The sequence below is a fragment of the Photorhabdus akhurstii genome (assembly GCF_019090985.1).
Classification (GTDB): Bacteria; Pseudomonadota; Gammaproteobacteria; order Enterobacterales; family Enterobacteriaceae; genus Photorhabdus; species Photorhabdus akhurstii.
The window spans coordinates 2,453,150-2,465,700 of the sequence record NZ_CP020335.1 but is presented as its reverse complement, the minus strand read 5'-3'; the positions used below and the strand labels follow the sequence as shown (position 1 = coordinate 2,465,700).

General features: G+C 42.2%; 12 protein-coding genes. 1 reads left to right on the top strand and 11 read right to left on the bottom strand.

Going from position 1 to position 12,551, the window contains the following annotated elements:
• Positions 1 to 41 precede the first annotated feature (41 nt).
• From B0X70_RS10780 to B0X70_RS10750, 7 genes are all read right to left on the bottom strand, one after another.
• Complete coding sequence (locus tag B0X70_RS10780; protein ID WP_217471488.1) at positions 42 to 821, bottom strand: DUF4123 domain-containing protein; 780 nt, start codon at positions 819 to 821, stop codon at positions 42 to 44.
• Positions 818 to 2,797 (bottom strand): type VI secretion system Vgr family protein, encoded by a 1,980-nt coding sequence (locus tag B0X70_RS10775; RefSeq protein ID WP_217471487.1) that lies wholly within the window; start codon positions 2,795 to 2,797, stop codon positions 818 to 820. Before B0X70_RS10775 ends, B0X70_RS10780 begins: the two co-directional genes overlap by 4 nt.
• A gap of 91 nt (positions 2,798 to 2,888) precedes the next feature.
• Positions 2,889 to 3,635: a hypothetical protein gene (locus tag B0X70_RS10770; RefSeq protein WP_217471486.1), complete on the bottom strand. Its 747-nt coding sequence runs from the start codon at positions 3,633 to 3,635 to the stop codon at positions 2,889 to 2,891.
• A 27-nt stretch (positions 3,636 to 3,662) separates the two neighbouring features.
• Positions 3,663 to 4,409 carry a hypothetical protein gene (locus tag B0X70_RS10765; RefSeq protein WP_217471485.1) on the bottom strand — a complete coding sequence of 249 codons (747 nt, stop codon included), beginning with the start codon at positions 4,407 to 4,409 and terminating at the stop codon, positions 3,663 to 3,665.
• Complete coding sequence (locus B0X70_RS10760) at positions 4,406 to 6,289, bottom strand: Tle2 family T6SS lipase effector (protein ID WP_217471484.1); 1,884 nt, start codon at positions 6,287 to 6,289, stop codon at positions 4,406 to 4,408. Before B0X70_RS10760 ends, B0X70_RS10765 begins: the two co-directional genes overlap by 4 nt.
• Positions 6,290 to 6,313: 24 nt before the next feature.
• On the bottom strand, positions 6,314 to 8,068 hold the full coding sequence (locus tag B0X70_RS10755) for a type VI secretion system baseplate subunit TssF (protein WP_217471483.1): 1,755 nt from the start codon (positions 8,066 to 8,068) through the stop codon (positions 6,314 to 6,316).
• 11 nt (positions 8,069 to 8,079) lie between these two features.
• Entirely contained in the window at positions 8,080 to 8,352 is a 273-nt protein-coding gene (locus B0X70_RS10750; protein WP_046397698.1) for a PAAR domain-containing protein, read from the bottom strand.
• Positions 8,353 to 9,333: 981 nt separating this feature from the next.
• Between B0X70_RS10750 and B0X70_RS10745 the strand changes: the two genes are divergently transcribed.
• On the top strand, positions 9,334 to 9,705 hold the full coding sequence (locus tag B0X70_RS10745; RefSeq protein ID WP_046397697.1) for a LecA/PA-IL family lectin: 372 nt from the start codon (positions 9,334 to 9,336) through the stop codon (positions 9,703 to 9,705).
• Positions 9,706 to 9,808: 103 nt separating this feature from the next.
• On the opposite strand, the gene B0X70_RS25140 is transcribed toward B0X70_RS10745, so the two are convergent.
• From B0X70_RS25140 to B0X70_RS10725, 4 genes are all read right to left on the bottom strand, one after another.
• The gene (locus B0X70_RS25140; RefSeq protein ID WP_246593490.1) at positions 9,809 to 10,303 is read right to left on the bottom strand and encodes a hypothetical protein; all 495 of its coding nucleotides are present in this window, start codon (positions 10,301 to 10,303) and stop codon (positions 9,809 to 9,811) included.
• Between the two features lie 328 nt (positions 10,304 to 10,631).
• Complete coding sequence (locus B0X70_RS10735; RefSeq protein WP_036814267.1) at positions 10,632 to 10,850, bottom strand: hypothetical protein; 219 nt, start codon at positions 10,848 to 10,850, stop codon at positions 10,632 to 10,634.
• Between the two features lie 345 nt (positions 10,851 to 11,195).
• Positions 11,196 to 11,774, bottom strand: coding sequence for a YceI family protein (locus tag B0X70_RS10730; RefSeq protein WP_046397694.1), 579 nt, complete (start codon positions 11,772 to 11,774; stop codon positions 11,196 to 11,198).
• Between the two features lie 26 nt (positions 11,775 to 11,800).
• The gene (locus B0X70_RS10725; RefSeq protein ID WP_036778604.1) at positions 11,801 to 12,355 is read right to left on the bottom strand and encodes a cytochrome b; all 555 of its coding nucleotides are present in this window, start codon (positions 12,353 to 12,355) and stop codon (positions 11,801 to 11,803) included.
• Positions 12,356 to 12,551: the final 196 nt, after the last annotated feature.

Below are 12,551 nucleotides of genomic sequence, written 5' to 3'. Positions count from 1 at the left end.
TAATCTCTATAAATTCGCAAGATGTTATTATCCATCATACACTATCCAGCGGTCGTATATTGTTCATCGAGCGTCTGTAAATAATCTGCACTGGTCAGGTGACTAATATCATCTCCACTTTCTAAACGCGATTTCAGCCAATCAATAATCCGTTCCTGTAATTTCCCTTCTGGCTCATTTAGTTTTTCAGCTAATTCACCGTGGTTTTCCCACATATTACTACTGATCACAAATGCTTTCCCTTTCAAGGCGTAGTCGGAATGATGCCAGGCATGCGATAAATGATCGCCCAGAATAAAGGGCGATTCACTGCCGCCTTGACCACAATTTTCAGGCCGATAATAAATCTGTGGTTCGGGTATATCGATCATCAATTCACTCACCGGTGTCAAAAATGCCGACCAATCGCTGACGATCATTGCGGGTAATAACTGACCGAGGATACGCGGGTCCATACTGCGCAAAATCACTTGCCTCTCCCGTAATATCACCTGCTGGCGTGAACGCCAATGATTAAGCTGTTGCGTCCATAAATCCTCACTGCGATAAGCCCATCCCCAACTGTTATCGCTCAGAGTTTGGCTATCAAGCAGATGACCGATTACTGACAGGCAACCTGACTTGGGCTGAACCAACCAGGGACCTTGCGCCAATATGTGGTCCATCGGTGTACCGCTATACAAAGGAAAAGCCTGCTCTACCCAGTCGTTGCGATAAAAGAGCGCCACCGGGTTAGGTTCCGCCAGTGAATTCAGCATAAAGAAAACAGGCGGCTTATTAGGCGTAGTCAGCCATTGTTGCCAGTTTATGGAAATGTTCATTCATCCTCCTGGTTATTAATAGTTAGATTAACTTCTCTCTGAGCTTGCAAAGCACAAATCCGTTTAACTGGAGATTTCACATCAGGCAGAGGTTCTACACTCTCTGGCAGTTGTAAAGATAAACCACGCCCGGTACCGGCTGAACCTTGCCCGACCAGCAAATTGGGGGAAGTCAGAATACCGCCGGGAGTTAACCGGATAAAATGGCCGCCGACTTTTAAGGTAATCTCCGACGCCGCTTCCAACACCATCTTACCGCCGCTTTTCAGGTGCGTTTCCTGACCGCTTTCCGCCACCAACGCCTCCCCGGTCTGTAAATGCTGACTGCCTGAGATACGGTGTGAAACATCGCCATCGGTGCTGTACTTCCCCGAGCCTTTGACATGCTGATGATCATCCACTGAAATTTCGCTATAGCGGTTATTATCGACGCGCTGTTTATGGTCATGTTTAATATGCCAGTAAGCGTCGTGCTGAATATGGGCGGTCAGATCTTTCTGCCCGCGCAGGTAAATCTCCTCCCGGTCTTTCTCATCTTCAAAGCGCAGTTCATTAAAACCTTCCCCTTTGTGGGTTTGGGTTTTAAATGTCGTGCGGGTCTTTTCCGCAGGTAAATTTAACGGCGGCCGGTTTGAACCGTTGTAGGTGCAACCGGTGACAATCGGGCGATCAATATCGCCGTTCAGATAAGAAACAATCACCTCCTGACCGATACGGGGAACCGCCATAAAACCGTAACCGCTGCCATTCCAGCCTTGCGCGAATCGTACCCAACAGGTGGCGTTTTCATCGGCTTTATCATAACGATCCCAGTGAAAATGGATGCGGATACACCCCTCTTCATTGACATAAATCTCTTCGCCTTCCGGGCCGACCACGGTGGCCACTTCATCACCGTCCGCCAGCGGTTTGTAACGGTATAGCGCTCGCCAGTCTCTATAACCGGAAATAAAACTGAATTCGTTGTGCAGATAACTGCCTGATTCGCCGCTCTCTTCTTGCAGTGCCTGCGGACACTTGCCGTGATGATGGATAGTGACGATTTGCCAGCGGGTGTTCATGGCGTCAACCGGGTGTTCGTTAAGCTCAAAGATTTTACCCGGCATCAGTTTAAAACAGTTGCTTTGCCCGCTACCGGCCTGACGTTGATTCTCGACGGCCTGATGACGACGCTGGACAAACGGTTTCGCCTCTGCGTCTTTCTGAAAACGGCCGTAGCTTTCAAAAAGTTCAAACAGGGTTTTCTGCCCCTCGACACGGGGATCGATATTGGCCCGGTGTGTCAGACGGTAAGCGGGATTCTGGGGATTGTAGTCCTTATAAATGACCCGATTCGGGGTCATGGAGACCCCCAGACGCACCTGATTAACCACATTCATTTCTGTGGCCGTCTGTATCTGCGGGTTGTAGACCAGCGGTAAATTGGCCGTCATCCCTAAATGGCTGTCGCTGAAAAACAGCTTGTCGTCTTCAAACCAGAAATTCAGCCCTTCTTCGGCAACCAACCGGGCAAAGAAGGCATAATCGGACTCCCGTTTTTGCGTCACATACTCCCGTGTGTAATGAAACTCATCCAGTTGGCAATCGAACAGGATGCAATGTTTTTTCAGTAAACTCTTGAGGATCTCCGGCACGCTTTGCCGATGATAAATCCGGCTGTCCTGATTCAAATTCATCCGCCAGAGCGCGGGCTGGACGGTGAGGGAATAAATAGTGCGATGAGCATGCGTATCCCCCCGAATAGCCTGTGTGACGATGCCGCTAACCTGACGTTGCTCAACGTCGTTGAAAACCACCCGAAATTTCACAGATTGTAATAGCAGTGATTCCAGATCAATATCGGCTCGTTTACTGACCAGCGTTAAGGATAGGGTAAATAATTCGGATAACTCCTCCTGTAAAGAAAATTCAGCTACCGCAAAAGTTTTCTCCGGCAAATCGGTAATATGACAAAGAAAGTGTAATCCATCGTTCATATGGACTCCTTATTTCTGATGTTGATGTTTATGAAATTAGTGACATAACCTTGTTAATCTGATTAGAAATAAATAAGCTACTCTGATAGCGTTACCTCATATTCATGTACATGAACCGAAAATCGACTAATTGAGTACCCTTATCAATCTTGCCGCCCGGATATTCAACCCATTCACCTTTCCCGTCAGTCACTGTAACCTTCGCCATTTTTGTTTCATCCAGTTTAGGCTTAAAGATAATTTTCCATTTAGCTCCTGGAGTTAATTTCAGTCGAAAGGAGCGCATTTTTAATACTTCACCTTGTAAGGATACGGTTTTTGGAAATCCTTCAACTACTTCTAAAACAGGGTAAATAACCGGGTTAAAATCAATCGTATTCGATGCGGGGATTTCGCTAATATTCGTCTGGGAAGCATCATTGATAAATGCGATTAAACCGGTTGCCGAATACGGAATAGCATCTCTCACCAGATGATGGACATCGGTATAACTGACCGACACAAAGGCTCGATCAATCTTCCATTTACATCGTCCTCCACCATTAAAAGGTAATTTCGCCTGAAAGTAACCAGTTTGCGGATCAGCCTTTATATCCTCCAAACGTAATCCGTTATAAGTCGGTACTTTAAAAGGCGACATATTGGAATCCAGACGATATTTAAGGCAATCTTTTGAGATATACACAGCGGATACATGCGGTTCGGTATATTTTGGCGCTACCCCTTCTACGGTGATCCACTGATTCTCTTTAGGAGGAGAAAGCGGCTCATTAGGGTCAGCACAGCCTGATATTAAAATCACTGATAAGATCGATAAGTATTGTTTAATATTTATCATGGTAAGTTTTCCTCAATTCCTACAGCGTTACTTCATGTTCATGTACATGAACCGAAAATCCACTAATTGAGTACCCTTATCAATCTTGCCGCCCGGATATTCAACCCATTCACCTTTCCCGTCAGTCACTGTAACCTTCGCCATTTTGGTTTCATCCAATTTAGGTTTAAAGATAATTTTCCATTTAGCTCCTAGAGTTAACATAAGTCGAAAAGGGCGCATTTTTGATACTTCGCCTTGTAAGAATACCCGGTTTGGTCGACCTTCAACTACTTTCAAAACAGGGTAAATAATCGGGCTAAAATCAATCGTATTCGATGCGGGCATTTCGCTAATGTTTGTCTGGACAGCATCATTGATAAATGCGATTAAACCGGTTGCCGAATACGGAATAGCATCTTTCACCAGATGGCGGACATCGGTATAACTCACCGACACAAAAGCCCGATTAATTTTCCATTTGCACCGGCCACCGCCATTAAACGGTAATTTCGCCTGAAAGTAACCGGTTTTAGGATCAGCCTTTACATCCTTTAAACGTAATCCGTTATAAGTTGGTACCTTAAAAGGCGACATATTGGAATCCAGACGATACTCAAGGCAATCTTTTGAGATATACTCTGCGGACACATGTGGTTCGGTATATTTCGGTGCTACCCCTTCTACGGTGATCCACTGATTCTCTTTAGGAGGAGAAAGCGGTTCGTTAGGGTCAGCACAGCCTGATATTAATGTGATCAACAAAACTAATAAGTATTGCTTGATATTTGTCATAGTAAATCTTCCTCAATCTCTACGGTATTATCCGTATAGCGTGTTAAGGCCAATAGTCCATGTTTATCTTGTTGAGTGTAAATCAGAGTTTGCTTTAATTGATGGTCCATCTGTAAAAATAGTGCATCGCGTTGCCGAATATCTGCGACAATATCGGTCCTCTCATTCAGAGTCTTTTCAAATAGCTGTTCTTGATCTCGGAAAAAATGGTATTTACCCGGTGCAATCAGTTCTGCCAGTCGTGCACCAATGTAGCAGGCATATTTCCTTGAACGGTGAGCTGGGAAATCTAAGGCATCTTTTTCGGTCGGATTCTCATTCAACGGAAACCATTTAGCTTTATCCGCATCACTTATTTGCTTAAAAAATCCTTTCTGAATCTCACCCGCATTCTTTAGATGATGTTCCGTTTCAAGGTTTAGCGACGGAATTAAATACAGTTTTGTTTTAGTGGGTAAGGTGGTTCTGAGCCGTATATGGTTGCTTGGGTTACGTTCTTCCTGCCATTCAATAACCAGGTTGATTTTACAAAAGTGCACTATTTTTCCGTGATGCAGGAAAATTTCACCACTTTTAGTAAAATCCAGTAACTCAATAGGGCTGAATAGATAACCGAGTGGTCCCCAACAATTATATAGCCAGTTATCCAGATTTTTTTCCGGTGGTAAGGACGGGATCGGGTCATCTTCATTCACATGGCGGTAATGGGTGATATCCGCTAGTTCCCGGATCGCACTGACAGTTAACACCCGAGGCATTCCATAGCTGTAAAAACACGGATTATGTGCTTTTAGTTGCGCACAGTGTAGTAATGCCAGCGCTCCTCCTAAGCTATGGCCGCAAATAAATAACCTTCTGCTTTTAGCCAAGTCATTTATATCGCTAAAGACTTCTTGAGTTGTATCACTGGGAACTCTTAGCTTTGCAACAAGGCTAAATGCTTCCCAAAAACCTTTATGTACTTTGCCACTGTGAATAAACCCGTTGCATAGTGCTTTTTCATCGCAACCTAACCCCAGAGGTTGGTATGTGGCATCTGTCAGGATATCATCCTTGCTGGCTGTACCCCGCCAACTGACAATCACATCATTTTTACTAGCTGCATAAAACAACTGAGTATCACCCTGTTTATTATCTCCTGCTTTTGAATCAATAAATTCCACCTGAATGTAACGTTCACTAAACGGCACATCGTAAACGACAGGCGTTGCTGACAATGTTTCCACTTTATAGGGCAATTTTGAAACATCCACCATTTGCCGGTTAAAAAAGTGTTTAACGGAGCCTGCTACATTGACATCCCCATCGGCATAGGCCAGCACGCTCATCAAACACTGGTTATAAGCATTCACAATGGAATACTCCTTCTGATGATGTAGCAGCAGAACCCAAGCCCGGAATGGACATACCTCCAGCACATGCCGACAGTTGAGCGGACGGGAATAAAGCCCTTTGGGTTCCGGATCTGGGAAATGATAGGGCGGTGGGATGTCTTTGGGGTCCCACCCTTGAATCACTGGCAACCCATCACTGATCTGCCCGATAGTCACATAGCGATATTGATGGCCTTCAGCTTCCGCTTTTGGCTTCACCACCGAAGCCTCTTCTCCCCGTTTTTCCCGCAACGGACGCTGTTCCATCTCATCGGCCAACGATTGGGCGTGGATATACAATGTCACGGGATGAGCTGACAGGTCTTCTTCCCTGAGCACCCCGAAACCATCCGTCTTCCCTTTGCGCACATAATTCGGTAGCCCCTTGCTTATCAGGCTATAAGGCATATTAACCAGCGGCTTCCCCTGTTCATCCACCAACTGAAATTCCACCCAGTGTTTCAACAACCTACAATCGAAGCATTCTCGCGGATCTAATGTACTCATCAGTGTTGTTTCCTTTGTTTACTATTACAGATAGGCACGCAGCCCGAACATCATGTGGTGAAAATCCCACAGGATTTCTCCCGTCTGACCGTCAATAACCTTCATCATCACAAAAGCTCTCATGCTGATGAAAAGCGTCATCAGGCGTGACACCACCAGACTGAACTGATGCATTTCCCCCTGATTGGCGTAACAATCCGGGTTCAATGTCAGGACGAGTTGATGGCCCCGCACTGGAATCCCTTTATCCAGACGATCTATTGGGATGTTATCCAGTCGAACGATACCGTCGATATGTTCCTGGATACGTTTGCTTAATGACTGGTCGTAGGAGAAATCGAACATATTAATAAGATTTTTTAATGAGTCGGTGTGAAACGCCATCCAGGGGGACATGGAAAGGAAAGAGATGATTGTCCAGTTCGATCTATCTTCCTTATCCTCCGTTATTGGTGGGTGGCAGGTAGAAACCGGGGTGATATTGCTGACTTTCAGCCCCGAGGCATTTTCTCCCAGTTGATTGATAGCACCGATACCTAGGTTAGCGGCCTGTGTCCGATAACCGGTAAATTGACAAAGAATGGAGTGTGGCGGCAGGTTCTCCGCTGGTTTGCCATTGCAATCAAAGAAGTGAAGATGTTGCAGGGTTCGCTGCAAAATATCGCATTCCGTCCTAAGCTGATAATAGTAAAGAAACTCGGCGTCCGGCAGAAAATGAGCGGTTGGAATAAACTTTTCGATAGGCAGATAGCGGTAGGGTTGCCCGCGCTCCTGCTCCGGCTCAGTTGATGTGTAAACGTGGTTCAGCTTGAACAGTTGCTTAGTCGAATCCAATGGGATTTGATAATGGTTGGCTTCACTGTTTACCGAGATCTTCGCATTCATCGGCTCCAGATGTCTTACCGGCACACAGTCCAACAGAAAGGTTTGGGAAATATCGTTTAACATCAGATGACCATCAAACCGAAAAATCAGCTCGAATGTCCGGTCTGCGTTCAACTCCACCAATCGACGACCTTTCTTGATATCAATCGTCACAAAATCATGCACATGGGGCAGATAATAGTACTCTGTCATCAGTTGCAATATAGAGTATGGCGTGGTTTTCTGCGCGGGAAGGATAGCGACTTGCCGCGCGGTTCCCCACAATGCCGGCACAGGGTAACTGCTATCAAGCCTGATGGTTTCGTCCTGTGTTCGCAAAAAGACATCACACAGATGAAAGTCAAGCCATAAGGCTAATTCAGCGGCTTGCAGACGATCGCTGCCCAGAAAGAAATGCAGCGGTTGGCTGAGCCACTCTGAGGTATTCTCCGAACATTGCAGTGTTAGCGTTATTTCACTGTACTCTGGGGTTGCGTTCAGTTGCCGGTCAATCACCGTCAGTGGTTCGATATGCAGAGGGCAGCAGGTTTCAAAACGGATTTCCTCTTCGCCTTCCCCGGCAGAAACCAACGTCCCTTCGGGTAGCGTCAGCGCGGCCAGGTGATGTTTCCCAGCGGGTGAAAATTGAACGATGCTGGTGGGCAGGACCGGGCACATGGCATATGGCCAAATATGTGCCATCATCCCTAATGTGAGTTCGGGAAATTCATCCTCAATCTTTTCGCGAATACGGGCGGTTGACAGCGCAAAGCCCTGCATCACTCGCTCAATATCCGGATCACCGGCGCCCTCGGATAAAAAATCTGCCAGATGCGGATTTTCTTTTGCGACTTCCTGCGCCAATTGCCGTATATATTGCAATTCTTGTAGGAATAGAGACTGTTTTTTATTCATAACACATTGTCCTATAAGGTTTTTATCTGGGAAAATGTTTGCGAAGCGATCAAGACAGCTCCACAAGAGGTTTTCATGCCTTCCAGTGCAAGCCCTTGTTGATTAGTCCCGACTACAGACGAAGTTCCTTCCGCAATGGATTGATGCCCGCCACACATTGGACAGGACACCGGATCATTAATCCGCGCTACCCCTTTGCCCAAAACCTGAAAACGCTCATCACCGGCTAACACCGAACCACCATGAGAGGTTTTGTCACCTTGTCGTATGATATTTTTCAACATAAATCTCCTGCCAGAAAATGGAACTGATTGATCTCTTTACCCAAGAATTAAGGCAATAAAAAATCCTATTACCATCGACAAAAAGCACCGCTTATGCCGTGGGTAATAGCGAGTTGAATGACAGGAAGACAGATAATGTATTCCTATCAATTAATCCCTTGAATAAGGGAACAGGAGTCAAAATTTCCTTCATGTTACTTAGATAAAGGAAATTCGGTCATAATTATGAAATTATCATCAAATAGCAAGAAATAATTTCCATTTTTTTCATTTACAAAAAGTAGAAATTTGTAACACTTTGTTACAAATTCAATAAAAGATTAAGTTATTGTAAATATAATGGATGATTTAATTGCCGGATATATTGACCATCTTACCCAACTTATTTTATCCCAATGTTAACCGATTTCCTATTAAGAATAGAAATGTCTTAATAATTCAATAGCCATGAAAGTCATCCTATCGATTAATAGCTATCTTCTCTGATTCACTCAGATCATCCTGTATACCTTTTTTATAAATCAACAGCCATCTGATGTGTGAAACATCCACTTTGTAGTAATAAATAACTGCTCCATACAAGAAACACTATCTATCAATAATTTACTGTAACCATTTTACACAATTTCCGCACGGAATGAAAATTAAGGGCAATTCTGTTTTTCTGACATAATTAAATCAAGAAATTAAAAATGGAATCATTCTCTTTTATTCTAATGATTCGTTATAATCATTTAAAATCAAAAATAACCATAAATTTATTATTCCAACATAAAATTAATATTCTATAAAAAACGTAGAAAAAAATTACAATATTAAAATTAACCATCGATATAAAGATTATTGTAATTGATACAGATCACAAACTCTAATTTTCCCATTGAAACCCTGTCATAAAGAAAATAAATTATATTTTAGTCAAATATGTAAGCATCTTTGGCAAAATTTATTTCCATAAAACATAATTTCAGAGGTAATACTATGTCTAATTGGTCTGGAAGTGTTCCAGCTAACGCTGAAAACGGTAAATCCACAGGACTTATTCTCAAACAAGGAGACATCATATCTATTGTCGCTAACGGATGGGTGAGATACGGCAAAGAAAGTAATATGATATCCGCACCTCAAGGTAGCATCACGCTCTCTACAAATCCAGAATACAATCTCGTTGCAAAAATTGGTGGCAAAACCTATAGGATTGGTAATGGCGTGCTCCATAAAACGGTTCCCGTAGATGGTGAATTGGTACTTCTGTTCTCTGATACACCCGGTGTATATTACGATAACTCTGGAGAGTTTCGTGTCGATGTTATAATAGAGTCTCGGCATTCTCCTCTGGAGGAAAAAAAATAAAAACCATATAAATACGTATTGCCAATATAATAAACAGTCCCATTGATATCATGCCAAGTGAAAAATCACATCATTTCACTTGGCAGATAAGAAAAAGGCCGCATTAAACAGCAGCCTCATCATTATTATTACTGTTTTCCACAAATGGATGCTTACTATGCTTTTCTTCAAACGATATATAAGTATCTACATCAAATAAAGAAAAAGATTCTATTTGGTCTATCGGTAATATATGTCGGAATTGATATACTGATAATGGTTCAGAGTTTAATGTTATATCTTTTCCACTATAAATATCCGTATAATTATGCTCGACCGTAAAAGATAAGCTGTCTTTATCACGGTATCCACTTATAAATGGTATAATTGATACCATTGCATCTGAATGGGTATGGAAATTGTAAAACTTCGCTTCATCAACCATTCCAACATACACCTTTCGAGATTTGAGAGTAACCATAACAAGAAGACCGCACTCCAAGGATTTTAGTAATAATTCATTTACAGAATCTTTTTTAGCATTATTCCTAATGGCTTTAATCCGGTATGCATAGTTTTCTGATCTATTTTTAGCGATTGAAGCTTGGCTTATACTCATAAGAACCGTAGATATAACTACAATCCATGAAAAAAAGCTTGCAGTGGCGTATCTGAGTCCATTCAAGTCTGTAGCAAATGTAAACTAGTGTATTTTGCGCCCAAATATGCAGGTACATTCATAATATACATTGCTAAATACAATAGAACATTAATAAATACAGCCATGACAAAGCCAGCGATTAAAAACTCACCGCCTTTTAAAGCTACTTGAAAGTAAGCATTCCACCCTTACGCTTTTTATAACTCAATTTTTGATGGTATGTCGCTATCAATATATTTATAGCCACAGATCAAAACAAAGGTAATAAAAACAGGCCACATAATAGTTATTTTCTCTTTGATAACGCTTTTATATTATGTTCAAAAGCCGCTATCACATCACTATTCTTTCTGTTAATCATGACAGTGCCGTCATTTCTAATCAGCAACCTCTGAGAGCTGTCTTCAGTGGCGGCGCTTTCAGGTTTTATCAGTTTGGCAGTTCCTCTAATAATTTTATCAGGAGAAACATATGCCTTATCTATCAGTTTTGTAAATGATGACATAACCCCCTCCCCTTACCCTCTGTATTATTAAGACATAATTTAACCATAACGACTAATAAACACTCAGCCGCTATACTAAGTTTACTTGCAAGTGATACTTGTATCAATCTGATAACACTATGTATGCACCAAACAAAACACAATATTGATATTTTATTCGGTTAATGTAGCTGCAATAAGATCTTATCTACTCAAAACCACATACAATCAATCGCATTAAAACTGTATATAACAACAGTATCATCTATGAGATCAACTGGAAAGAAGGTTTTGCCTATCAATAAAACAGGCTACGCAATGCGCAGCCGTTAATAAATTACACTACTAAGTTAAGTAATCAGCGTATTACTTTTCTCGGATGCCTTCGATAGAGATCAGCAATTCCGCTTCCTGTGATTTAGGCCCCAAATCTTTTTGGAAATTAAAGTCTTTCAGTTTGATTTTACCGTAAGCGTCAAAACCTGCGCGGTAACCACCCCACGGATCTTTACCTTCACCCAGTAGTTCTGCATTCAGTACCACGGGCTTTGTCACACCGTTTAAAGTCAGATCACCTGTGACAATATATTTATTCCCCTCTTTTTTCACTGCGGTTGAGGTGAATTTTGCTTCAGGATATTTATCCGTATTAAAGAAGTCTTTACCACGCAGGTGTTTATCACGTTCAGCGTGGTTAGTGTCCAAGCTGGCTATTTTGATCGTCACATCAACTTTATCCGCAGCCGGGTTTTTCTCATCAAATGTGAAAGAACCATTAAAATCTTTAAATGTTCCATATAGCCAGCTATATCCCAAATGCTGAATACGGAATTGAATAAAGGCGTGCTGGCCTGGTATATCAATTTTATAATCGGCAGCTAATGCCGAACCTGCATTTAGTAACAATGCACCCGCAGTCAGACCAAGTAATGTCTTCTTCAACATATTCTTCTCCATAATCGTCTTTTGTATTATTCAGGACGGAAACCTAGCATCCGCTTTAAGGTTGCATCACGATCAATAAAATGGTGTTTTAATGCCGCAACAGCATGTAATAGCGATAAAATTACCACCGCCCAAGCAAGGTAAAGATGAATCATTCCGGCAGTATCTGCCTGTTCGCCCTGACCCGTTAATGTGGCTGGCACAGTAAACCAGTCAAAGACAGCTATTGACTGTCCATCAGCAGTCGAAATTAAATAACCACTAATCAAAATGCTAAACAGCAAGATATACAACAAAATATGCATTAAAACAGCACTGACTCTGATTAAGCGGCTATAACTGGCTAATGGTTTTGGTGGTGGAGAAACAAAACGCCAGATAACACGTACAACCATTACTATCAGCAGCACTATTCCGATGCTTTTATGAATTTCAGGCGCTTTGTGATACCACGTATCGTAATACCCCAATGTCACCATCCACAGCCCTAACGCAAACATGCCGTACACGACCAAGGCAACCAGCCAGTGTAGCAGGACAGATAAATGACCAAATTGGTTAGAAGTATTCTTCCAAAGCATAGTCGTTCCTTTTTAGATCAATGCTGATGAGCTTTTCGGGATTCATTAAATCATAAACGATATTAATTTCTTTTTTATTAAAAATTTCAACAAATAATTTGCAAAAGATTTTCAATTTTAATCAATGAAATTTACTTAAAATAAAAAACATTAAATAACAATAAGATAGAAATAAATCACATTAAGAACAATGCCC